The 23,535-nt window shown below is 66.8% G+C and carries 23 protein-coding genes; 16 read left to right on the plus strand and 7 right to left on the minus strand.

The window, feature by feature from the left end; translation table 11 throughout:
* Positions 1-62: 62 nt before the first annotated feature.
* The 5 genes from gatB to gatC form a co-directional block, all read right to left on the minus strand.
* Positions 63-1,532, minus strand: coding sequence for an Asp-tRNA(Asn)/Glu-tRNA(Gln) amidotransferase subunit GatB (gatB, locus tag D9X30_RS03150; RefSeq protein WP_283780727.1), 1,470 nt, complete (start codon positions 1,530-1,532; stop codon positions 63-65).
* Positions 1,533-1,596: 64 nt separating this feature from the next.
* Positions 1,597-2,685 (minus strand): dienelactone hydrolase family protein, encoded by a 1,089-nt coding sequence (locus D9X30_RS03155; RefSeq protein ID WP_153946186.1) that lies wholly within the window; start codon positions 2,683-2,685, stop codon positions 1,597-1,599.
* Between the two features lie 26 nt (positions 2,686-2,711).
* Positions 2,712-3,182, minus strand: coding sequence for a hypothetical protein (locus tag D9X30_RS03160; RefSeq protein ID WP_153946185.1), 471 nt, complete (start codon positions 3,180-3,182; stop codon positions 2,712-2,714).
* Positions 3,183-3,218: 36 nt separating this feature from the next.
* The gene (gene gatA / locus D9X30_RS03165; protein ID WP_153946184.1) at positions 3,219-4,718 is read right to left on the minus strand and encodes an Asp-tRNA(Asn)/Glu-tRNA(Gln) amidotransferase subunit GatA; all 1,500 of its coding nucleotides are present in this window, start codon (positions 4,716-4,718) and stop codon (positions 3,219-3,221) included.
* Positions 4,719-4,770: 52 nt separating this feature from the next.
* A complete protein-coding gene (gatC, locus tag D9X30_RS03170) occupies positions 4,771-5,070 on the minus strand; it encodes an Asp-tRNA(Asn)/Glu-tRNA(Gln) amidotransferase subunit GatC (RefSeq protein ID WP_092600403.1) in 300 nt (99 codons plus the stop codon).
* 841 nt (positions 5,071-5,911) lie between these two features.
* Here gatC and D9X30_RS03175 point away from each other — a divergent pair.
* The 7 genes from D9X30_RS03175 to D9X30_RS03205 all read left to right on the plus strand — a co-directional run bounded on the left by D9X30_RS03175 (position 5,912) and on the right by D9X30_RS03205 (position 14,122).
* The gene (locus tag D9X30_RS03175) at positions 5,912-6,955 is read left to right on the plus strand and encodes a rod shape-determining protein (RefSeq protein ID WP_019450345.1); all 1,044 of its coding nucleotides are present in this window, start codon (positions 5,912-5,914) and stop codon (positions 6,953-6,955) included.
* 138 nt (positions 6,956-7,093) lie between these two features.
* Positions 7,094-8,128, plus strand: a complete 1,035-nt coding sequence (gene mreC, locus D9X30_RS03180; RefSeq protein WP_153946183.1) for a rod shape-determining protein MreC — start codon at positions 7,094-7,096, stop codon at positions 8,126-8,128.
* Positions 8,125-8,637 carry a rod shape-determining protein MreD gene (gene mreD, locus D9X30_RS03185; RefSeq protein WP_249640870.1) on the plus strand — a complete coding sequence of 171 codons (513 nt, stop codon included), beginning with the start codon at positions 8,125-8,127 and terminating at the stop codon, positions 8,635-8,637. The genes mreC and mreD overlap by 4 nt, the downstream gene beginning before the upstream one ends.
* Before the next feature lie 44 nt (positions 8,638-8,681).
* Positions 8,682-11,063 (plus strand): penicillin-binding protein 2, encoded by a 2,382-nt coding sequence (gene mrdA / locus D9X30_RS03190; RefSeq protein WP_153946182.1) that lies wholly within the window; start codon positions 8,682-8,684, stop codon positions 11,061-11,063.
* Between the two features lie 13 nt (positions 11,064-11,076).
* Positions 11,077-12,219: a rod shape-determining protein RodA gene (gene rodA / locus D9X30_RS03195; RefSeq protein WP_153946181.1), complete on the plus strand. Its 1,143-nt coding sequence runs from the start codon at positions 11,077-11,079 to the stop codon at positions 12,217-12,219.
* A 63-nt stretch (positions 12,220-12,282) separates the two neighbouring features.
* On the plus strand, positions 12,283-12,954 hold the full coding sequence (locus tag D9X30_RS03200; RefSeq protein ID WP_153946180.1) for a DUF484 family protein: 672 nt from the start codon (positions 12,283-12,285) through the stop codon (positions 12,952-12,954).
* Positions 12,955-12,970: 16 nt separating this feature from the next.
* Entirely contained in the window at positions 12,971-14,122 is a 1,152-nt protein-coding gene (locus D9X30_RS03205) for a tyrosine recombinase XerC (protein ID WP_153946179.1), read from the plus strand.
* On the opposite strand, the gene D9X30_RS03210 is transcribed toward D9X30_RS03205, so the two are convergent.
* The gene (locus tag D9X30_RS03210; protein ID WP_153946178.1) at positions 14,119-15,075 is read right to left on the minus strand and encodes a transcriptional regulator GcvA; all 957 of its coding nucleotides are present in this window, start codon (positions 15,073-15,075) and stop codon (positions 14,119-14,121) included. The two genes, D9X30_RS03205 and D9X30_RS03210, sit on opposite strands and share 4 nt — an antisense overlap.
* Before the next feature lie 195 nt (positions 15,076-15,270).
* Between D9X30_RS03210 and D9X30_RS03215 the strand changes: the two genes are divergently transcribed.
* The 3 genes from D9X30_RS03215 (at position 15,271) to lipA (ending at position 17,525) form a co-directional block, all read left to right on the plus strand.
* A complete protein-coding gene (locus D9X30_RS03215) occupies positions 15,271-15,639 on the plus strand; it encodes a DUF2917 domain-containing protein (RefSeq protein ID WP_153946177.1) in 369 nt (122 codons plus the stop codon).
* Between the two features lie 111 nt (positions 15,640-15,750).
* Complete coding sequence (lipB, locus tag D9X30_RS03220) at positions 15,751-16,470, plus strand: lipoyl(octanoyl) transferase LipB (protein ID WP_153946176.1); 720 nt, start codon at positions 15,751-15,753, stop codon at positions 16,468-16,470.
* 65 nt (positions 16,471-16,535) lie between these two features.
* The gene (gene lipA, locus D9X30_RS03225) at positions 16,536-17,525 is read left to right on the plus strand and encodes a lipoyl synthase (protein WP_092600383.1); all 990 of its coding nucleotides are present in this window, start codon (positions 16,536-16,538) and stop codon (positions 17,523-17,525) included.
* 55 nt (positions 17,526-17,580) lie between these two features.
* On the opposite strand, the gene D9X30_RS03230 is transcribed toward lipA, so the two are convergent.
* Complete coding sequence (locus tag D9X30_RS03230; RefSeq protein WP_153946175.1) at positions 17,581-17,949, minus strand: hypothetical protein; 369 nt, start codon at positions 17,947-17,949, stop codon at positions 17,581-17,583.
* A 718-nt stretch (positions 17,950-18,667) separates the two neighbouring features.
* On the opposite strand from D9X30_RS03230, the gene pxpB reads away from it, so the two are divergent.
* The 6 genes from pxpB to pcp are packed head-to-tail and all read left to right on the plus strand — an operon-like array spanning position 18,668 to position 23,530.
* The gene (gene pxpB / locus D9X30_RS03235; RefSeq protein WP_153946174.1) at positions 18,668-19,318 is read left to right on the plus strand and encodes a 5-oxoprolinase subunit PxpB; all 651 of its coding nucleotides are present in this window, start codon (positions 18,668-18,670) and stop codon (positions 19,316-19,318) included.
* Positions 19,315-20,334, plus strand: coding sequence for a 5-oxoprolinase subunit C family protein (locus tag D9X30_RS03240; protein WP_249640871.1), 1,020 nt, complete (start codon positions 19,315-19,317; stop codon positions 20,332-20,334). Before pxpB ends, D9X30_RS03240 begins: the two co-directional genes overlap by 4 nt.
* A gap of 36 nt (positions 20,335-20,370) precedes the next feature.
* Entirely contained in the window at positions 20,371-21,111 is a 741-nt protein-coding gene (pxpA, locus tag D9X30_RS03245; RefSeq protein WP_066734784.1) for a 5-oxoprolinase subunit PxpA, read from the plus strand.
* Between the two features lie 51 nt (positions 21,112-21,162).
* Complete coding sequence (locus tag D9X30_RS03250) at positions 21,163-21,903, plus strand: DUF969 domain-containing protein (protein ID WP_153946172.1); 741 nt, start codon at positions 21,163-21,165, stop codon at positions 21,901-21,903.
* Between the two features lie 3 nt (positions 21,904-21,906).
* Complete coding sequence (locus D9X30_RS03255) at positions 21,907-22,857, plus strand: DUF979 domain-containing protein (protein ID WP_153946171.1); 951 nt, start codon at positions 21,907-21,909, stop codon at positions 22,855-22,857.
* 10 nt (positions 22,858-22,867) lie between these two features.
* Positions 22,868-23,530, plus strand: coding sequence for a pyroglutamyl-peptidase I (gene pcp / locus D9X30_RS03260; RefSeq protein WP_153946170.1), 663 nt, complete (start codon positions 22,868-22,870; stop codon positions 23,528-23,530).
* Positions 23,531-23,535: the final 5 nt, after the last annotated feature.

The raw sequence follows: 23,535 nt of genomic DNA on the forward strand, positions 1-23,535 counted from the left end.
GAAAAAAAACGGCCACGTGCATTACACGTGGCCGTTTCTTTAGAACAGGATCGGATCGGCGATCAGCCCAGCTTCTTCTTCAGCAGTTCATTGACCTGGGCCGGGTTGGCCTTGCCCTTGGTGGCCTTCATGGCCTGGCCCACCAGCGCGTTGAACGCCTTTTCCTTGCCGGCGCGGAATTCCTCGACCGACTTGGCGTTGGCGGCCAGCACGTCATCGATGATCTTTTCCAGTTCGCCCGTGTCGGACATCTGCTTCAGGCCCTTGGCCGCGATGATCGCGTCGGCGTCGCCGTCCGATTCGCCGGCCCACATCGCCGGAAACACATCCTTCTTGGCCGTGTTGTTCGATACCGTGCCATCGGCAATGCGCGATAGCAGTTTCGCCAGTTGAGCCGGGCTCACCGGCGCGGCGTCGATCGTGATGCCGTCGCGGTTCAGTTGCGATGCGATCTCGCCCATCAGCCAGTTGGCGGCGGGCTTGGCGCTGGCGGCACCCACTTCCTTGACCACGGCCTCGAAGTAGCTGGCCAGGGCCTTGGTCGCGGTGATGGTGCTCGCATCGTAGGCGGACAACCCGTATTGCGACACAAAGCGTGCCTGCATGGCGGCCGGCAGCTCGGGCAGCGCGCTCTTCACACGGTCGATCCAGGCCGCGTCGATCTCCAGCGGCATCAGGTCTGGGTCGGGGAAGTAGCGGTAGTCGTGCGCGTCTTCCTTGGTGCGCATCGCGCGCGTCTCGCCGGTGTCCGGGTCGAACAGCACCGTCGCCTGGACGATCTCGCGGCCATCCTCGATTTCGGCAATCTGCCATTGCACTTCGTAGTCGATGGCCTGCTGCAGGAAGCGGAACGAGTTCAGGTTCTTGATCTCGCGCCGCGTGCCGAACTTCTCCTGACCCACCGGGCGCACGGACACGTTGGCGTCGCAGCGGAAGCTGCCTTCCTGCATGTTGCCGTCGCAGATGCCCAGCCACACCACCAGCGAATGCAGCGCCTTCGCATAGGCCACGGCTTCGGCCGAGCTGCGCATGTCGGGCTCGGTCACGATTTCCAGCAGCGGCGTGCCGGCACGGTTCAGGTCGATGCCGGTCATGCCCGCGAAGTCCTCGTGCAGCGACTTGCCGGCGTCTTCTTCCAGGTGGGCGCGCGTCAGGTTGATGGTCTTCTCGTAGACGCCCTGCTTGCCTTCCACCTGCACCGTGATCTGCCCGCCCTGCACCACCGGGATCTCGTACTGGCTGATCTGGTAGCCCTTGGGCAGGTCGGGGTAGAAGTAATTCTTGCGCGCGAAGATGCTGCGCGGCGCGATCTTCGCGTCGATCGACAGCCCGAACTGGATGGCGCGCTCGACGGCACCCTTGTTCAGCACGGGCAGCACGCCCGGCAGCGCCAGGTCCACGGGGCAGGCCTGCGTATTGGCCTCGGCACCGAACGCGGTCGAGGCGCCGGAGAAAATCTTGGAGGCCGTGGAGAGCTGTGCGTGCGTCTCCAGGCCGATCACCACTTCCCATTGCATGGCGGTTTTCCTAATCTGAGTGCTTTTCTGTATAGGTTGCTTCGGTTGCCGAATTCCAGGCCCTGCGCTGTCTGTGTCGTCAGGGGTCGGAACTCGTCAGCCATGAGTCCAGTTGTGCCAGCGCGGCCACGCGCGCCACGGCGTCGCCGCCGACGGTGACCCCGGAGCCGTTGCGGGCGGCGACGTCGCGCCGTACGTGCAGCTCGCTGGTGCCGTCGAAGCCATGGTACGCGCCCGGATAGATTTCCAGGCGGAAACGGGCCTTGGGCTGCCGGCTTTGCACCGCATTCTGCAGCATTGCGCAGCGCGTGGCGGGCGTCCAGTCGTCGGCGCCGCCGATCATCAGCAGCAATGGCGACCGCAGCCTGAAATCGTGCTGCTGCACGGCGCGCTTGCAGCCCGGATAGAACGCCACGGCGCGGTCCACGTTCGGCGCATCGGCGGGCCAGGGCCGGCTGGCGTCGATGGTGGCCAGCACCGCCTGCGCGCCGTTGGACCAGCCCAGCAGCACGATGCGGCGCGTGTCGATGCCCGGCTGCCTTGCCACCCAGCGCAACGCGGCGATGGCGTCGGCACGGCGCGTCTTGTCGTCGATGGATCGGGCGTCGAACGATTCCGTGCAGATGCCCTGGGCCTTGCCGCGCGCGCTGAAACTGTCGGGCATCAGCACGGCGTAGCCGCGCTCGGTCAGCCAGTGTGCGTACTCGCGATAGCGGGCCTGCAGGCCGGCCGCAGGATCGATCACTTCCTCGATCGTGCCCGCGCGCCTGGCTGCCACCTTCATGTCGACCAGGCCGCCGCAGCCGTGCAGCGCCACCACCACAGGCAGCGGCTGGCTGCGGGCCACGGTGCCCTCGCGCGGCATGAACCAGTAGGCGGTCAGCGCCGGCGACCCCGGATCGGCGGGCAGCCGCACCCGCGCGGTGGCCGGTTCGGTCGCGGTGGCCGGCGCTGCCACAACGGCGGCGCTGGCCGGGCCGACCGGTGCGGTCAAGGGCGACGGCGGCGACAGCGGTGCCATCGACACCGCCGGCTGGGCCGGTGCGGCCGGCATCAGCGCCGCCACCACCGCCACGCCGGCCAGCGTCCCGCGCAGCCAGCGGCCCACCGTGGTCGGAACCAGCGGCGAGGCCTTCGGCGGCAAGGTGGGCGGGAACAGGCGTGGCATGGTCGATCGACGAATTCAGCCGGGGCTCAGCGCGTGCGCGCGCATTCGCCGGTGCCCGGTTCGAACATCACGGGCCACGCCTCTTCATAGATGCCGGGCGTGCAGTGCGACTGGCAGCTTGCGTGCGCCAGCGTGACGCGGCGCGGGTCCTGCCAGATCATCAGCTTGCAGGCGCTGCCGTCGTTGGCGCGCAGCTCGATGTGCGGCGTCTTGCGCACCTGGCGGAAATCGGCCAGGTTGAAGCTGCACGAGCCACGCTTGCCCACCCACAGCTTCCACTGCAGTTGCTGCACGGTGTTGTCGGCCACGCGCAGCTGCGCGTCCTCGCGGAAGCCGTCTTCCTCGGTGCGCTGGCAGTTGCCAGCCAGGTCGATGTCGCGCGCCGCGATGGGCGTGGAGCGGCCAACGAACGGAATCTGGCAGCCGGCCAGCGTCACGGCCACCGCCAGGGCGGCGGCCAGTCTCAGCGGGATGCGGGGCAGGGCGTGCATGCGCATGATGGCTCGGGGCAGTGGGCGGTTTGGCGACGCCGATCAGGCCGGACGGCGCAGGTGCCAGTCGGTGGCCTGCTGGAACGCGTGGGCCACCTGCAGCAGGCGCGCTTCGTCAAAGTAGTTGCCGATGATCTGCAGGCCCACGGGCATGTTGCCGTCGCCAAAGCCGGCCGGCACGCTCATGCCGGGCAGGCCGGCCAGGCTGGTGGACAGCGTGAAGATGTCTGCCAGGTACATCTGCACCGGGTCGGCGGTCTTCTCGCCCAGCTTCCAGGCCACGCTCGGCGCCACCGGGCCCATGATCACGTCGCACTCGGCAAACGCGCGCTGGAAATCGTCGGCGATGATGCGGCGGATTTTCTGCGCCTGCAGATAGTAAGCATCGTAATAACCGTGCGACAGCACGTACGTGCCCACCATGATGCGGCGCTTCACTTCCGGGCCGAAGCCTTCGGCGCGGCTCTTCTTGTACATGTCGAGCAGGTCGCGGTACTCGGCGGCGCGATGGCCGTAGCGCACGCCGTCGAAGCGCGACAGGTTCGACGAAGCCTCGGCCGGCGCGATGATGTAGTACACCGGGATCGACAGCTCGGTCTTGGGCAGCGACACGTCCACCAGCGTGGCGCCAAGCTTTTCATACTCGGCCAGCGCGGCGCGCACGGTCTTTTCCACATCGGCGGACAGGCCCTTGCCGAAATACTCGCGCGGCAGGCCGATACGCAGGCCGGCCAGCGGCTTGTCGGCGGTGGCGCCGGCGCGCGGCTGGCCCAGCAGGCGGGTGAAGTCCTCGTCCACGCCACCCAGTTCCGGGGTCAGGCTGGTGGAATCCTTCGGATCGAAGCCGGCCATGCCGTTGAGCAGCATCGCGCAGTCCTCGGCCGTATGGGCCATCGGGCCGCCCTGGTCCAGCGACGACGCGAACGCGATCATGCCGTAGCGCGACACCCGGCCATACGTCGGCTTGATGCCGGTGATGCCGGAGAACGATGCCGGCTGGCGGATCGACCCGCCGGTGTCGGTGCCGGTGGCGGCCGGCGCCAGGCCCGCGGCCACGGCAGCGGCCGAGCCGCCCGACGAGCCGCCCGGCACGCGGTTGGTGTCCCACGGGTTGCGCACGGCGCCCTGGTACGCGTTTTCGTTGGACGAACCCATCGCGAATTCGTCCATGTTGGTCTTGCCCAGCGTGACCATGCCGGCCGCGCCCAGGCGCTCCACCACGGTGGCGTCGAACGGGCTTTCGTAGTTGGCCAGCATCTTCGAGCCGGCGGTGGACTTCCAGCCGCGCGTCACGAAGACGTCCTTGTGGGCGATGGGCACGCCGGTCAGCGGCGTGGCCTGGCCGTTGGCGCGGCGCTCGTCGGCGGCGCGGGCCTGGGCCAGCGTCAGGTCGGGGTTGACGTCGACAAAGGCATTGAGGCTCTTGGCGGCGTCGATGCGGGCCAGGTAGTCGCGGGCGAGTTCCTCGGCGGACACGGAACGGGCGGCCAGCGCATCGGCAATCTGGCGCAGCGAGGTCTGGTGATCAGCGGAAAAGGTCATATCGGGTCGGATGGCGTCTGGATGGGCGACAAGGCAGGGCAGCGCGCTGCCGTCACTCGATGACCTTGGGCACCAGGTACAGGCCGTTCTCGGTGGCCGGGGCGGGGCGCTGGTAGTCCGCGCGGCGGTCGGATTCGGTCACCGCGTCGTCGCGCAGGCGCTGGGCGATGTCGCGCACGGCCGACAGCGGATGGGCCAGCGGCTCGATGCCGGTGGTGTCCACCGCCTGCATCTGCTCGACCAGGGAGAAAAAGTTGTTCAGCTGCACAAGCGTATGCTCGGCCTCGGCATCGCTGGTTTCGATGCGGGCCAGGTGCGCGATGCGCTTGACGTCGGAAAGTTCGAGAGCCATGGCGTGGTGCGGCGCTTCTCGCCGGATTCAGTCCTGCGGACTGGAGATGTTGCGGCCGGGCGGGGGAGCGGACGCCGGTTCGGAGCCGGCGTCCACCCAACCGTCGTCGGGTGGCCGTCGGGGTGCCTGGAAGGGCGCCATGGGCCCGGCGTCTGGCGGGGTGGCCAAGGCGTGCCGGACTGGTGCGCCCGGGGGGCACCCCAGGATCGTCGAAGTTACAAGTTTTTCAGGGTCCAAACGCCCCGAAACAGCGTGAATTATAAGGTATCATTACGCGCTGCTGTCTTCCCGCAACGCGCGCGCCACTTGGGTTGCGGCAAAGCGGGCGGGTGGTGATGCCGTCGGCACAGTCGCAGCATCCAGGACCGGGTTCCGGGCGCCAATCGCCGGGGTGCCAAGGTGCTGGATCGGGCGGCATACCGTGGCCGGCGTCGCAACCATGCAACAGTAATGTGCCAGCATCAGGGCAACGCCGCGGATTAGCGGCCCGTTTTCATCGTATTTTCACTCGTAAGAAACTGGTTCCTCCGATTAGGCTACTGCCACACGTCAGGCGTGTTCCTGCCCTGTCCCGCGCATCTGTCCGCGAACTTTCGCGCAGAGTCTAATCAAAGGTTCCCGTAGGTCCGGCGTGCAGGCATGCGCCGGCGAAGCGGATTCCCGCTGGCGCACCGGGGCTTGTCCGCGCCAGGGGTACCGGGGCGCGCCGGCTTGTGCCGGCGGCAGCCGCACGCACCGGGGGAGCCGTGAACCATCACCCTTGCAAACGTATTCGTGGCCGGGCCGCTACAGGCACCGGCCGCTTCGCATACCCGCGAACCAACAGAAGACAGGATTCCTGATGTTCGGATTTCTCCGCAGCTATTTCTCCAACGACCTGGCCATCGACCTGGGCACCGCCAACACCCTGATCTACATGCGCGACAAGGGCATCGTCCTGGACGAGCCGTCGGTCGTGGCCATCCGTCAGGAAGGCGGTCCCAACGCCAAGAAAACGATTACGGCGGTGGGCAAGGAAGCCAAGCAGATGCTGGGCAAGGTGCCTGGCAACATCGAGGCCATCCGCCCGATGAAGGACGGCGTGATCGCCGACTTCACCGTGACCGAGCAGATGCTCAAGCAGTTCATCAAGATGGTGCATGACACCAAGCTGCTGCGTCCGAGCCCGCGCATCATCATCTGCGTGCCGTGCGGTTCCACCCAGGTGGAACGCCGCGCCATCCGCGAATCGGCGCTGGGCGCCGGCGCCAGCCAGGTGTACCTGATCGAGGAGCCGATGTCGGCCGCGATCGGCGCCGGGCTGCCGGTGTCGGAGCCGTCGGGCTCGATGGTCGTCGATATCGGCGGCGGCACCACCGAGGTGGGCATCATCTCGCTGGGCGGCATGGTCTACAAGGGTTCGGTGCGCGTGGGCGGCGACAAGTTCGACGAAGCGATCGTCAACTACATCCGCCGCAACTACGGCATGCTGATCGGCGAGCAGACCGCCGAAGCGATCAAGAAGGAAATCGGCTCGGCCTTCCCGGGCTCCGAAGTCCGCGAAATGGAAGTGAAGGGCCGCAACCTGTCCGAGGGTATCCCGCGCGCCTTCACCGTGTCGTCCAACGAAATCCTCGAAGCCCTGACCGATCCGCTGAACCAGATCGTGTCCGCCGTGAAGATCGCGCTGGAACAGACCCCGCCCGAACTGGGCGCCGACATTGCCGAACGCGGCATGATGCTGACCGGCGGCGGCGCACTGCTGCGCGACCTGGACCGCCTGCTGGCCGAGGAAACCGGCCTGCCGGTGCTGGTGGCCGAAGATCCGCTGACCTGCGTGGTGCGCGGCTCGGGCATGGCGCTGGAGCGCATGGACAAGCTCGGCAGCATCTTCTCCTACGAGTAATACGAGGCAGGGACCGTGGTGGCCTGCGTCGCCCCGTCCCCGCGCCCTTTGATGTCTTCCCCCGCCAGCCCGGACCGCCATGCCCACCAAGGGGCGGGCGGACGCGCTGGCGGAATGGTTTCGCCTGCGCACCGGTAAATGGATTACTCTCCACCGCCGCTCTTCAAGCAAGGCACATCTGCCGTTGCACGCCTGGTCATCTTCGTGGCGATCGCGCTGGCGCTGCTGATTGTCGATGCGCGCTTTGACGCCATGCGCGTCGCGCGCCAGGTGGCCGCCACTGTCCTCATGCCCGTGGAACGCCTGGTGCTGGTGCCGCGCGACGCGCTGCGCGGCGTCCTCGACTACGCCCAGTCGTCGGTCACGCTGACCAATGAAAACCGCGAACTGCGCCGCAGCTCGGTGGAGCAGGCCAATGCGTCCGTGCGCCAGGCCCAGCTCGAAGCCGAGAACAACCAGCTGCGCAAGCTGCTGAACCTGCAACAGCAGTCGGCCACGCCGGTCACGGCGGCCGAAATTCTCTACGACGCCCGCGACCCGTACAGCCAGCGCATCGTCATCGACCATGGCAGCGCGCACGGCCTGCGCGCCGGCTACCCGGTGATCGACGAACGCGGCGTGATCGGCCAGGTCACGCGCGTGTCGCCGTTCCAGTCCGAAGTGACGCTGCTGACCGACAAGGACCAGGCGATTCCCGTCCAGGTGGTGCGCAACGGCCTGCGCAGCGTGGCATTCGGCGGCTCGCGTGCCGGGCTGCTGGACCTGCGCTTCATGGCCGCGTCGGCCGACCTGCAGCAGGGCGACCTGCTCGTGACGTCCGGGCTGGACGGCACCTATCCGCCGGGCCTGCCGGTGGCGAAGATCGTCCAGATCGAGCGCAAGGCGGACACCGCGTTCTCGCGGGTGTACTGCGAACCGGTGGCCGGCGTGCGCTCGCATCGCCAGCTGCTGGTGGTGCGCTACGAGTCCGGACTGGGCCCGCGCCCGCAGGAAGAAGCCGCCCCGACCAAGGCCGAGAAGGGCGCCCGTTCGGCGGCGGCCCGCGCCGGTGCCGAGCAGAAGGCGGCTGACAAGGCCGCCGACAAGCCCGCCGACAAGGCCGCCGACAAGGCCGCCGACAAGGCCGCCGACAAGGCCGCCGACAAGCAGAAATCCCCGGAGCGTTCCCAGTGACGACATCCCAATACCTGCTGCGACCGGTCAATCCCGCGTTCATCACGCTGACCTTCGTGCTGGCCTTCCTGTGGAACCTGATGCCCTGGGGCACCACGCTGTGGATCCCCGACATGGTGGCCCTGGTGCTGGTGTTCTGGAACATCCACCAGCCGCGCAAGGTGGGCATGGGCGTGGCGTTTCTGCTAGGCCTGCTGATGGACGTGCACGATGCGCGGCTGCTGGGCGAACACGCGCTGGCCTATACGCTGCTGGCGTACTTCGCGATCACGATCCACCGCCGCGTGCTGTGGTTTTCGGTCTACACGCAGGCGCTGCATGTGATGCCGCTGCTGTTCATCACCCATGCCGTGCCGGTGGTGATCCGCCTGGCGATGGGCGCGCCGCTGCCGGGCTGGCAACTTCTGGTGGCGCCGCTGATCGAAGCCGTGCTCTGGCCGATGGCCACCGCATTGCTGCTGGCGCCCCAGCGCCGCTCGGCCGACATCGACGAAACGCGTCCGATCTAGCCCTTCATCCTCCCTGACACCGCCACGCCGCCCGCAGTACCGCCATGACCGAAATCCGCAACGTCGAACTGGAAATCGGCCGCTTCCGCATCCGCGTGGCGGCGGCAGCCCTGTTCACGGTCATCTGCTTTGGCCTGCTGCTCTCCCGCTTCCTGTGGCTGCAGTGGTACAAGCACGACCAGTACTCGGCCAAGGCCGAGGACAACCGCATCTCCGTGGCGCCGATCGAGCCGAACCGCGGCATCATCATGGACCGCAACGGGGTGATCCTGGCGCGCAACTATTCCGCGTACACGCTGGAAGTGACGCCGTCCAAGCTGACCGACACGCTCGACAACACGATCGACGAACTGGCCAGGCTGGTGGATATCCAGCCGCGCGACCGCCGCCGTTTCAAACGCCTGCTGGAAGAATCGCGCAGCTTTGAAAGCCTGCCGATCCGCAGCCAGCTGACCGACGAGGAAGTGGCCAAGTTCTCGGCGCAGCGTTTCCGCTTTCCCGGGGTGGACGTGCGTGCGCGCCTGTTCCGCCAGTACCCGCTGGGCGAGTCGGCCAGCCACGTGGTGGGCTACCTGGGCCGCATCTCGCAGCGCGACCAGGAGCGGATCGAGGCGATGGACGAGGCCAACGACGCCGATCCCGCCAAGTACGATCCGCGCAAGGATATCGACAACTACAAGGGCACCAACTACATCGGCAAGATCGGCCTGGAGCAGAGTTACGAGACCGAACTGCACGGGCTGACCGGCTTCGAGGAAGTGGAAGTCAGCGCCGGTGGCCGTCCGATTCGTACTTTGTCCACGTCGCCGGCCACGCCGGGCAACAACCTGATCCTGTCGCTGGACATCCGCCTGCAGCAATTGGCGGAACAGCTATTCGGCGACCGCCGCGGTGCGCTGGTGGCCATCGAGCCGGAAACCGGCGACATCCTGGCCTTCGTCTCGAAGCCGACCTTCGATCCGAACCTGTTTGTCGAGGGGATCGATTCCAAGACCTGGGACGAACTCAACGGATCGCCGGACAAGCCGCTGCTGAACCGGCCCCTGCGGGGCACCTATCCGCCGGGCTCGACGTACAAGCCGTTCATGGCGCTGGCGGCACTGACCACGGGCAAGCGCACGGCGGCCTGGGGCATGCACGATCCGGGCTTCTTCACGCTGGGCAACCACACGTTCCGCGACGACAAGCCGGGCGGTCATGGCTGGGTGGACATGCAGGCGTCGATCGTGCAGTCGTGCGATACCTATTACTACGCACTGGCGCGAGACATGGGCGTCAATGCGATCCACGACTTCATGAAGCCGCTGGGCTTCGGCCAGATCACGGGCATCGACATCGAGGGCGAAAGCCGCGGCATCCTGCCGTCCACCGAGTGGAAGCGCAAGGCCTACCGCAAGCCCGAGCAGCAGAAGTGGTATGACGGCGAGACCATCTCGCTGGGCATCGGCCAGGGCTACAACAGCTTCACGATCCTGCAGCTGGCCAATGCGGTGTCGATCCTGGTCAACAACGGCGTGGCGATGAAGCCTCACCTGGTGAAGGCCGTCGAGGATTCGGTCAACCGCAAGCGCACGCTGACCGTGCCCAAGGAAAGCTACCGGCTGCCGTTCAAGCAGGCCGATATCGACGTGATCAAGCGCGCCATGGTGGCGGTGACGCACAACGGCACGGCGGCGCGGGTGTTTGCCGGGGCGGCGTACGAGTCGGCGGGCAAGACCGGCACGGCCCAGACCTATACGCTGGGCAAGAACGAGAAGTACAACCACCACGCGATCGACGAACGCAAGCGTGACCACTCGCTGTACACGGCGTTCGCACCGGCCGACCATCCGAAGATCGCGCTGGCGCTGATCGTGGAGAACGCCGGCTTCGGCGCCGCCGTGGCTGCGCCGATCGCCCGCAAGGTGATGGACTACTACCTGCTGCGCAAGTGGCCCGAGGAACTGCAGGCCACCGCGCCGCCGCCCGAAGAGGCGCTGCGCGCCGGCAACCGGCCGCCGGTGGATACGCCGAGCGTGTTCACCACGGGCGACACCGCCAACGCGGCAACCGCCACCGTGATGCAGACCGCACCGGCTGCCGTCGCGGCCGCCTCGGGCGCCGAGGCTGTCGCCAGCGCACCGGGGGCCAGCGCCGTGGCCGGGGCATCCGTGCCGGTGCCTGCGGCCCGGGCGACTGCCGCATCCGAGTCGATCGCCATGCAGCTCGATCCGGCCGCCATCGCGCCGGCATCGGCAGTGGTCACGCTCGACGACCGCATGCTGCAGGCGCTGGGCCACAGCAAGCCGCCGGCATCGGCGCCCAAGGCACCGCCGCCGCACGTCACACCGGCATCGGCACCCGCCCCGGCACCGCGCATCAGGCCGGCCAGGACCGCCAACCTTGCCCAGGCCGACGCCGCCGGCAAGAAACCAGTTTCAGAGTAAAAGGAGACGCGCCATGGACAAACGCCGCGTCGCATCGACGATCAAGACCGCCCTGACCGGCTTCGACAAGCCGCTGGCGCTGATCGTCTTCCTGCTGTTCGCCACGGGCATCGTGGCGCTGTATTCGGCCGCGATCGACATGCCGGGCCGCGTGGAAGACCAGCTGCGCAACATCCTGCTGTCGTACGTCGTGATGATCGTGATCGCCTACATGCCGACCCAGCTGCTGATGCGGATCGCCGTGCCGCTCTATACCGTCGGGGTGGCGCTGCTGATCGCGGTGGCCATGTTCGGCCTGATCCGCAAGGGAGCGCGCCGCTGGCTCAATGTGGGCATGGTGATCCAGCCATCGGAGATCATGAAGATCTCGATGCCGCTGATGCTGGCGTGGTACTTCCAGAAGCGGGAGGGGGTGATCCGGTGGTTCGACTTCGTCGTGGCGCTGATCATCCTGGGCGTGCCGGTGGGCCTGATCGCCAAGCAGCCGGACCTGGGCACCGGCCTGCTGGTGCTGGCCGCCGGCCTGTACGTGATCTATTTCGCCGGGCTGTCGTGGAAGATCATCCTGCCGCTGCTGGGCCTGGGCGTCGTGGCGATCACGCTGCTGATCAGCTATGAAAGCCAGATCTGCGCGCCGGGCGTGAGCTGGCCGATCCTGCACGATTACCAGCAGCACCGCGTGTGCACGCTGCTGGACCCGACCACCGACCCGCTGGGCAAGGGCTTCCATACCATCCAGTCGATCATCGCGATCGGCTCGGGCGGCGTCACGGGCAAGGGCTGGCTCAAGGGCACGCAGACGCACCTGGAGTTCATTCCCGAAAAGCACACCGACTTCATCTTCGCGGTGTTTTCGGAGGAATTCGGGCTGATCGGCAATGCCGTGCTGCTGGTCCTGTATCTGCTGCTGATCTTCCGCGGGCTTTATATTGCGGCCAACGCGCCGACATTGTTCTCGCGGCTGCTGGCCGGCTCGATCACGCTGATCTTCTTCACCTACGCCTTCGTGAACATGGGCATGGTGAGCGGGATCCTGCCCGTGGTGGGCGTGCCGCTGCCGCTGTTGAGTTACGGTGGTACCGCGCTGGTGACGCTGGGCATGGGGATCGGCATCCTGATGAGCATTTCGCGACAGAAGCGGCTCATCCAGACCTGACCCGCTCGCGCCAACGTCACTTTGCTACACTGCCAACCGAAAAAATTGAATCGGTAAAAGCTTATGAACGCCCAGGACGTCGCCGCTTATCTGCAGAGCAACCCGCAGTTCTTTGAGGACCATGCCGAACTGCTGGCCACGGTGCAACTGACCAGTCCGCATAGCCATCGGGCCGTGTCGCTCCAGGAGCGCCAGATGGAAATCCTGCGCGAGAAGAACAAGGGGCTGGAACTGAAGCTGGCCGATCTGGTTCGGCACGGCCACGAGAACGACCGCACGCAGCAGCGCATGCACGCCTGGCAGCTGCGCCTGCTGGCCGAGGCCGATTCGCACGCGCTGCCGTACGCGGTGCAGGACGGCTTGCAGCAGGTATTCGATGTGCCGGCCGTGGCGCTGCGCCTGTGGAACGTGGGCGAAGCGTTTGCCCATATCGAAGTGGCGCAGGGCGCCAGCGACGACCTGCGCCTGTTCGCCGAAGGCCTGCGCGCACCGTACTGCGGCGCCAACAGCGGCTTCGAGGCAGCCAGCCTGCTGGAGCGCGACGACATCGCGTCGCTGGCCATGGTGACGCTGCGCGTGCCGGCCCGCCCCGGCGACGATGGCCCGGGCGCCGCGTTCGGCCTGCTGGTGCTGGGCTCGCCCGAGCCGCGCCGCTTCCACGAAGGCATGGGCACCGCCTACCTGGGGCAAATCGGCGAAGTGGCCGGCGCCGCCCTGAACCGCCTGCGCGACTGAGTCTCGCTGTTCCACCATGCGCAAGCGCCAGCCGGGCAAGGGTGATGCCGTGACGGACACACCGGCCCCAGCGGACCCAGCGGCCACCGCCATGGCGGAAAAGCCAGTTCCCGATCCGCTGGTGCTGCGCTACCTGGACTGGCTCGCCACCAATCGCAAGCTGGCCGACCACACGCTGACCAGCTACGCGCGCGATCTGTCCGTGCTGCAGGAATCCGCCACGCGCTTTGCCGCTGGCGTGCCGCTGCTGTCGCTGGAAACCAGACATATCCGATCCTTCGCCGCGCGGCTGCACGGCAGCGGCCTGTCGGCGCGCACCATCGCGCGCACGCTGTCCGGTTGGCGCGGCTTCTTTCTGTGGGCGGCGCGGCATGGCCATGGCGTGACCGCCAATCCGGTGGATGGGGTGCGGGCGCCCAAGCGCGGGCAGCCGCTGCCCAAGGCGCTGTCGGTGGAACACGCCGTGGCGCTGGTGGCGCACCGGCGCGGCGACACGGCCGAAGCCATCCGCGACCAGGCCGTTTTCGAAGTGTTCTATTCCAGCGGGCTGCGGCTGTCGGAGCTGATCCAGCTCGACGTGCGCTATACCGAAGAAGGCGAGTACCGGTCGGCGGGCTGGCTCGATCTGGCGGGTGCCGAGGTCACGGTGATCGGCAAGGGATCGCGCAGGCGGACCGTGCCGGTGGGCAGCAAGGCGCTGGAGGCGCTGAAGGCCTGGCTTTCGGTACGCGAGACACTGCTGCGGCCCGGCGCCTTGCCGGAGGACCAGCACGCGCTGTTCCTGGGCACCCGGGGCAGGCGGTTGTCGGGCAGTACGGTACAGACGCGGATCAAGCAACAGGCGCTGGCTGCCGGCGTGCCGGCCAATGTGCATCCGCATATGCTGCGGCACTCGTTTGCCACCCATGTGCTGCAGTCGTCGGGCGACCTGCGCGCGGTGCAGGAGATGCTGGGCCACGTGAGCATTACCACCACGCAGGTCTACACGTCGCTCGACTTCCAGCACCTGGCCAAGGTCTACGACCAGGCCCATCCCCGGGCCGGCCGGAAGAAAAAAGGCGTACCCGGATCAGCGCCAGCGGGGGCCGATGAGCGGGACGGGGCCGGCGGCGCCGACAGCACCGACAGCACCGACAGCACCGACAGTACGGACGCCCCGGACCGCTAGGTCCATTGCGAAAGAATGTTCCGGAACCGCTCCATCTCGGGCAGCAGCCAGTTCCGGAAGGCCTGCACCTTCGGCGTGGCCAGGCTCGCATGGGTGCAGACGAAATGCAGCAGCCACGGGCACGGAATGCTCACGTCGAACAGACGCACCACGCGGCCCGACAGCAGGTCGTTATAGGCCAGCGACGACCGGATCAGCGCAATGCCCTGGCCCTCGGCCGCCGCCTGCAGCAGCAGCGACGAGTCCTGCATCATCAGGCCCTTGGTCGGCTCGGACCAGGCCAGTCCGGCCGCCTCGAACCAGGGCTTCCATGGATCGCCCTCGCCGCGCAGCAGTGGCATGCCGGCCATGTGCGCGGGCTGCTCGGGCAGGCGCCCGCCATTGAAGCTGGGGCTGCAGACCGGAAAGAACACATCGTCCAGCAGGCGTTCGACGTAGAGACCCGGGTACTGGCCGCCGCCCATGCGCAGGGCCACGTCCACCTCTTCATTGGCAAAATCCACGAGCGAGTTCGACGACAGCAGTTCCACGTCGAATTCGGGATGCTGCTCGATGAAGCTGCCGATGCGCGGCGTGAGCCAGCGCGCGGCGAACGACGGCATGGTGCTGATGGTCAGCCGCTTTTCGCGGTTGCCGGCCTGCAGCGCGCGGGTGGCATCGGCAATCTGCAGCAGCGCGTCGCGCACGCGTTCGGCATAGAGCCGGCCGTTGGCGGTCAGCATCACGCGCTTGCCGCGCCGCTCGAACAGCGGCTGGCCCAGCTCTTCCTCCAGCGCCCGGATCTGGTGGCTGACGGCGCCATGGGTGACGAACAGCTCCGCGGCAGCCCGCGAGAAGCTCTCGTGACGGGCGGCCGCCTCGAACGTGCGCAAGGCGGCCAAGGCCGGCAGGCGCGGAAATTCGCGTTTCCAGCTACGGGGATCGTCCGGGTTCCAGGTGCCGCTCCAGACCATGATGGACCTCGTCTATGTGAGATGAGCTAACAAGACCCAAGAATATATATCGTTTTGCCAGCGGCGGGGTCATCACTAGAATTCACTTCACCGGAACCCGCCAAACTAAGCCCTGAACTGTGCTGGTCCAATGACCAAGCCAGTTCCGGCGACGCCGACAACACGGTGGGCCCCCGGACTCACGGAGAAGCCATCATGAAAGCCCTACTCACAACGACCGTTTTTACGCTGAGCCCCGGCGAGGTTGCCCCGCTGTCGGTGCATGCCGCCCAGCGCCTGTTTGTGGAAGATGCCAAGGGTGTCGATGTATGGGTGACCCGCGAGAATGATTCCGAGGATTACTGGCTGCGTTGTGGCGGAAGTCTGCTGTTGCGTCGCGGCGACGAGATCGTGCTCAGCGTGGACCCCCGCGCCAAGGGCCCGGTGCGGCTGGCACTGATTGCCGAGGCCCGGCGGCCGGTGCTGACCCTGGCCGACCTGCCGCACCTGGTGTTGCGCGCAGTGCGGCGGTTGGTTCGAGGCACGGAGTGGACGCCGGGGCAGGACAAGATCCATGCCTCATGACCCGGGCGCGCGGCGGCTGAGGCGCGTATGGCCGCCGCCGGACAAGACTTGACCGGAAACAGGGCCGGTCTGCCTCAGCGCAGACCGGCCCTTTTCGTTACACTCTCGGGCATGCATCCGATCCAAGTCATCGATCAGGGCCGCCAGCCGTACGAGCCCTGTTTCGACGCGATGCGGGCATTCACCGCCGCCCGCACGCCCGAGACGCCCGACCAGATCTGGCTGGTCGAACACCCGCCGGTCTATACGCTCGGGCAGGCCGGAGACCCCGCACACCTGCTGGCCCCCGACGACGCGATCCCAGTCGTGAAGATCGACCGTGGCGGCCAGATCACTTATCACGGACCCGGCCAGGTCGTGGCCTACCTGCTGCTCGATTTGCGGCGCCGGCACCTCATGGTGCGCGAGCTGGTCAACGACATCGAGCAGGCCGTGCTGGACACGCTCGCGGCGTATAATCTCGCAGCCGAACGCAAGCCCGGCGCGCCCGGCATCTATTTGTCCGAGGGTCCGCACCAGGGCGCCAAGATTGCCGCGCTCGGCCTCAAGATCCGCAACGGCTGCAGCTACCACGGTGTCAGCCTGAACGTGCAGATGGACCTGGCCCCGTTCCTGCGCATCAACCCCTGCGGCTATGCCGGACTGGAAACGGTCGACATGGCCACTGCGGGCGCCACCTTCGTGGCGGCGCACGATGCCGGCCCGCTGCCCGTCACCGCGGCACAACAACCCGCAATCGCACAACGCCTGGCGGCGGCCCTGTGCGAGGTCCTGACCGCACGCGAGGCGCGCGCACAGGCCCACGGGAATGCCGCTGCCGAGGCTGCCTGAACCGTGGCACGCCCGGCCCCGAATCAACGCCAAACATGCACGCGGCTGCGCGTGCGGAGAACAGTATGAGCGACGCCCTGATCGCCACGTCCAGCGAAGCCCCGCAAACGCCTGAATACGACGCCACCAAGAAGCAGAAATCGGCCGAGAAGACCGCACGCATCCCCATCAAGATCGTGCCGGCCGAAAAGCTCAAGAAGCCGGACTGGATTCGCGTCAAGGCCGCCACCGGCAACTCGCGCTTCTACGAGATCAAGGACATCCTGCGCGCCAACAACCTGGTCACCGTGTGCGAGGAAGCCAGCTGCCCGAACATCGGCGAATGCTTCGGCAAGGGCACGGCCACGTTCATGATCATGGGCGACAAGTGCACGCGCCGCTGCCCGTTCTGCGACGTGGGCCACGGCCGCCCGGACCCGCTCGACGTGAACGAACCCGGCAACCTGGCGCGCACCATTGCCCAGCTCAAGCTGAACTACGTGGTGATCACCAGCGTGGACCGTGATGATCTGCGTGACGGGGGCGCCCAGCACTATGTGGACTGCATCTCGCAGACGCGCGCGTTGTCGCCGAACACCCGCATCGAAGTGCTGGTGCCCGACTTCCGTGGCCGCCTGGACAAGGCGCTGGACATCCTGCTGACGGCGCCGCCCGACGTGATGAACCACAACATGGAAACGGTGCCGCGTCTGTACAAGCAGGCCCGCCCGGGCGCCGACTACGCGCACTCGCTGAAGCTGCTGCAGGAATTCAAGCGCCGCAACCCGGACGTCGCCACGAAGTCGGGCCTGATGGTGGGCCTGGGCGAGACCGACGAGGAAATCCTGGAAGTCATGCGCGACATGCGCGCGCACGACATCGACATGCTGACCATCGGCCAGTACCTGGCCCCGTCGAACCACCACCTGCCGGTGATGCGCTACGTGCATCCGGACACGTTCAAGATGTTCGAGGAAGAGGCCTACAAGATGGGCTTCACCCACGCCGCCGTGGGCGCCATGGTCCGCAGCTCGTACCACGCCGACCAGCAGGCGCATCAGGCGGGGTTTGCCTGATTGAATTGGCCGCCGCCCTTTGCGCGTCGAAACGTAGGGCGGCGTCCTGATTCACTCAAAGAGAAAGAGCATTCGTCAAGTACGCGATGACGCCAGGCCACGCGTACGACAGATAATAAAATGCGATCGCCAGCAGGGCTCCTATACCGGCAGACCACGCCCACTTCTTCAGTGGCCAGTTGCGATACGCGAGGCCGTTGATCGTGGAAAAGTATATGGCGGGCCCTAGCAGAAATAGCGCCAGATAGACATAAACCGTTGCCGGGGGATTGGCGCAGTGTTCGAGGCCCCAGCAACCGATTTTCTTGTCTCTGGCGGTTGGCCATGTTTCGGGCCAGTCGAGCCGGCTGAAAACGTACAGACATATCCACGTGAGAGCCAGGCCGCCGAGACATCCCGAGGCAATGATCAGTAGGCGCTTCACTTGATTTCCCAGAGCAATATTTCAACGGAAGCGCCCAAATCCGAGTAACCGGTATTCGTGCCCGGTACGAAGGCGGTGCGTATGCCTGCCCATCGACCGAGTGTGTAAATCGCTCCCGCTGGACTGGTGATCGTCAATCGCGAGCCATTCCACAGGTCAATGTGGCCACCCGTGAGCTCCGGTCGTCCTGCACACGGGGCAATACACCCTGGCACCCAAAAATGCCATGCGCTTGCCCTTGATGGTGTCGTGCGGCATCCCTTCCAGCGTCACGCCGTTGGCGCTCGACTGATCTCCCTCCACCAGATTGCATCGGATCATCGCGTTCCCCCTTGGGTTAGAAGCGACGGCCAATCTAGCAGCGCCATCCGGGGCGGTCGTTTCAGGTTCGCCTTCGTTTGCCTGGGGTCAAAAGCGACCGGGCCTTCAGGCACGCGGCTGGATGTCTTCTGGTCGCCTTTCAACGAACTTTCAGCGCTAGCGCTTCATCAGTCATATTGATCCGCTTTTGGTGCGAAATTGCCGCTAACGGTGCATAACTACCTAGGGTCTACCCCGAGTGCCGGGCATTGCCATGTTTCGATATGATGAATTTATCGATAAATCGTTGATGAAATTCGATTGAGTCACATCGGGTTCATTGGCGAGCCATGTCGCGGTCCGTGCGGTGCCTACACTGCAGGGAACAAAGCCCCGCCCCCAACCAGCGAGCCCGTCCATGCCTCAATGCTCCGTTCACCGTCTGGCCGAACAGGCGCTGCTCTACAGCGTCGCGCCGCCAGCCTCGCTGGAAGTTCAGCGCCGCATCTGGGCCATGGCCGAACGCGCGGCCGACTGGCGTGGCGTGGTGGACGTGGTGCCGGGCATGAACAACCTCACGCTGACCTTTGACGACACCGCCGATGTGGCGGCGCTGGAGCGCAACCTGAAGCTCGCGTGGGCATCGGGCGAGACGCGCAACACCACGGGCAAGCTGGTGGAGATTCCGGTGCGCTACGGCGGCGAGTTCGGTCCCGATATTGCCGATGTGGCCGCGCATACCGGCCTGACGCCGCACGAAGTGGTGCGTCGCCACGCTGCGGGTGAATACGTGGTGTATTTCCTGGGATTCCAGCCTGGCTTTGCCTATATGGGCGGCATGGCGCCCGAGCTGGCCACGCCGCGCCGCCGCGAGCCGCGCCTGGCGGTGCCGGCCGGTGCCGTGGGCATTGGCGGCGAGCAGACCGGCATCTATCCGGCCGTACTGCCCGGCGGCTGGCAGCTGATTGGCCACACCGACGCGCAGCTGTTCGTGGCGGACCGCGATCCGCCATCGCTGTTCGCGCCCGGCGACACCGTGCGTTTCGTTGCCGAGGAGGTGCTGCTGTGATCGAGATCCTCCGACCTGGTGCGCAGGCGTCGGTGCAAGACCTGGGCCGTACCGGATTCCGCCGCTTTGGCGTGGGCCGGTCGGGTGCTGCCGACGGGCTGGCGCTGAGGGTGGGCAACCGGCTGCTGGGCAACGACCCGAACGCGGCGGCCATCGAATTCACGCTGGGCCGCGCGGCGCTGCGCTTCGAGGCAGACATGCGCGTGGCGCTGACCGGCGCCGAGTGCAGCGCGAATGTCGATGGCGTGCCGGTCTGGTCCTGGCATGCGTTCGATGTGCGACGTGGCGAAACGCTGACGCTGCCCGCGCCGCGCGGCGGCTCGCGTACCTATCTGTGTGTGGCGGGCGGCATCGATGTGCCGCTGGTGATGCATTCGCGCAGCACCGATCTCAAGTCCAGCTTCGGCGGCTTCGAAGGCCGTGTATTGAAGGAAGGCGACCATCTGCCCGTAGGCCGCCCCGGCATCGACACCGAGCAGGACTGGGTCGGCGTGGCCGCGCCGGGCTGGGCGCTGCCCGTCAACCGCGAAGGCAATGCGCTGGTGATCCGCATGCTGGCCGGCCCCGAGTATCCCGATTTCGAGCCCGAATCGCAGGCGGCGCTGTGGTCGTCGGACTGGTCCATCACGCCGCAGAGCAATCGCATGGGCCTGCGCCTGCAGGGCCCCGTGCTGGCGCGCCGCGCCGACCGTTCGGGCGATCTGCTGTCGCACGGCGTGGTGCCGGGCGTGATGCAGGTGCCGCCGAACGGCCAGCCGATCGCGTTGATGAGCGACGCGCAGACCACCGGCGGCTATCCGAAGATCGGCACCGTGATCGGCGCCGACCTGTGGCGCCTGGCCCAGGTGCCGCTGGGCGCCACGGTGCGCTTCCGGCAGGTGACCGTCGAAGAGGCCGCCGCCGCCCAGGCCGAGGTGGATCGCTACCTGCGCCAGATCGACCAGGCGCTGCGCTGGCAGAGCCAGGGCCTGCAGATTGCCGCGCGCCGCCGCACGACCACCCGGTTCGTCGCATAACCCTTAAATCGTCCCCACACATCCGGAGAACGCCCCATGCAAATCGACCTGAATGCCGACCTTGGCGAAGGCTGCGGCAATGACGAAGCCCTGATCCAGCTGATCAGTTCCGCCAACGTGGCGTGCGGCTGGCACGCGGGCGATGCGGCAACGATGCTGCAGACCGTGAAGTGGGCGCTGGACAACAACGTGGCCATTGGCGCGCATCCGAGCTTTCCGGACCGCGAGAATTTCGGCCGTACCGAAATGCAGCGCGACCCCGAGGCGGTCTATGCCGACGTGCTGTACCAGATCGGCGCGCTCGACGCGATGGTGCGGGCGCAGGGCGGCCAGCTGGCCCACGTGAAGCCGCATGGCGCGCTGTACAACATGGCCGTGCGCGACGCAAAGCTGTGCGACGCGATCATCCGCGCCGTACGCGACTACGATTCCGACCTCGTCTTCTTCGGCCTGGCCAATAGCCAGATGATCACCATGGCGCGCGACGCGGGCCTGCGCGTGAAGGAAGAAGTGTTCGCCGACCGCGGCTACAACCCCGACGGCACGCTGGTCAAGCGCGGCACGCCCGGCGCGCTGCATGACGACGAAGACGTCGCCCTCAACCAGACGCTCTCGATGATTCGCGACAAGCAGGTCCGCGCAATCGACGGCACCTGGGTACCGATTCGCGCCGAAACCGTGTGTCTGCACGGCGACGGCGCCCACGCGCTTGCCTTTGCGCGCCGCATCCGGGAACGGCTCGGCGCGGAAGGCATCGCCATCCGGGCCGGCAACTGACGGCCCCCCGTCAGGCGCAGGCTTTGCTTCACTCGCTATCAGGTGTTTCCCATGGAATCGGCTGTCAATCTTTGGCCCCTGCTCGGGGTCGGCGTCATCATCCTCGGCTTCGTCCTGCGGTTCAATCCCATGATGGTGGTGGCGGCAGCCGCCATTGTCACGGGATTGGCCGCGTCGATGCCGGTCATGCAGATATTCACTGCCATCGGCACGGCCTTCGTCAAGGCACGTAACCTGCCGCTGATCATCCTGCTGCCGCTGGCCGTGATCGGCCTGCTGGAACGCCACGGGCTGCGCGAGCATGCGCAGGCGTGGATTTCGCGCATCGCATCGGCCACCGTCGGCCGCCTGCTGATCGTCTACCTGGCCGTGCGCGAGCTGACTGCCGCCGTGGGCCTGACCAGCCTGGGCGGCCATCCGCAGATGGTGCGCCCGCTGCTGGCCCCAATGGCCGAAGGCGCGGCGGAGACCCGCTTCGGCCACCTGCCCGAGCCGGTGCGCCAGCGCGTGCTGGCCTTCTGCGCGGCCACCGACAACGTGGGCCTGTTCTTTGGCGAGGACATCTTCGTGGCGTTCGGTGCCATCGCGCTGATGCACACGTTCCTGCTGTCGTCGAACATCGACGTCGAGCCGCTGCACATTGCCGTGTGGGGCATCCCCACCGCGATCTGCGCCTTCCTGATCCATGCCGTGCGCCTGAAGCGCCTCGACGGCTGGCTGGCCCGCGAACTCGGGGGCAAGCAACCGGCCGGCACGTCGGCCACCGTCGCCGCTGCGGCCAAGGGGGAGTAAGCGATGATTATCTCGATCGAATACCTCTACTGGCTGGCCGGCTTTGTCCTGCTGATCACCGCGCTGATGACGTTCACGGACAAGACGCATCCGCGCCGTCTGACCACGGGCCTGTTCTGGCTGCTCTATGCGGTCATCTTCCTGATCGGCGACAAGATCCCGCCGGCCGTGGTCGGCGTGGGTGCCGTGGTGATGGCGCTGATCGCCGGGTTTGGCGGTGTGGGCCATGGCAAGCACGGCACGCTGCCGGAAGACAAGCGCCGCGCCAGCGCCCAGCGCCTGGGCAACAAGCTGTTCATTCCGGCGCTGCTGATTCCGCTCATCACGGTGCTGGGCACGGTGCTGTTCAAGGACGTCAGGATTGCCGGGCTGCCGCTGCTCGATCCGAAGAACGTCACGTTCGTGTCGCTGGGTGTCGGCTGCCTGGTGTCGCTGTTCGTGGTCTGCTGGCTGACGCGCGACACGCCGGCGCAGAGCATGCGCGAATCCCGGCGCCTGATCGAGGCGCTGGGCTGGGCGCTGGTGCTGCCGCAGATGCTGGCCATGCTGGGCCTGGTGTTCGCCGATGCCGGCGTGGGCAAGGCGGTGGCGCACCTGACCACGTCGTACATCAACATGGACTTCAAGTTCGTGGCGGTGACGGTCTACTGCGTGGGCATGGCGCTGTTCACGGTGATCATGGGCAATGGCTTTGCCGCGTTCCCGGTGATGACAGGCGGCGTAGGCGTACCGATCCTGGTGGGCATGTTCCACGCGAACCCGGCGGTGATGGCGGCCATCGGCATGTTCTCGGGCTACTGCGGCACGCTGATGACGCCCATGGCGGCCAACTTCAACATCGTGCCCGCCGCGCTGCTGGAACTGGAAGACAAGAACGCCGTGATCCGCGCGCAGTTGCCCACCGCGTTCGGCATCCTGGTCGCCAATATCTTCCTGCTGTACTTCCTGATGTAAGGAAAATGCCATGTCCGTTCGTACCGTCCTGCTGACCGGCTTCGAGCCGTTTGAACAAGAGCCGATCAATCCCTCGTGGGAGGCGGTGCGAGCGCTCGATGGCGAGCGCGTTGGCGATGCGGTAATTGTCGCGCGCCAGTTGCCGTGCGTGTTCGGCAACGCCATCGACGCGATGGCGCAACTCGTAGAATCCTTGAATCCAGATGTGGTGATTGCGGTGGGTCAGGCTGGCGGCCGCACCGAGATGTCGGTCGAGCGCGTGGCGATCAATGTGGACGATGCCCGCATTGCCGACAACGCCGGGGCCCAGCCCATCGACAACACGATCGCGCCGGATGGCCCGGCGGCGTATTTCTCGACGCTGCCGATCAAGGCCATCGTGCGCGACATGCGCGCAGCCGGCGTGCCGGCGATGGTGTCGCAAACGGCCGGCACCTTCGTCTGCAACCATGTGTTCTACGGGCTGATGCATGCGCTGGCGCAACGCCACGCAGCGCCCCCGGCCACACGCGGCGGCTTCATCCACATCCCCTACCTGCCCGAGCAGGCCGCGCGGCATCCCGGCGCGCCCAGCCTGGCGCTCGACACGCTGGTCGCCGGCCTGCGCGTGGCGGTGGCCACGTCGCTGTCGACCGATGCCGATATCCGCGAGCAGGGCGGCCAGCTGCACTGACACGT

Origin of the sequence: Cupriavidus sp. U2 (assembly GCF_009663685.2) — a bacterium.
GTDB lineage: Bacteria > Pseudomonadota > Gammaproteobacteria > Burkholderiales > Burkholderiaceae > Cupriavidus > Cupriavidus necator_C.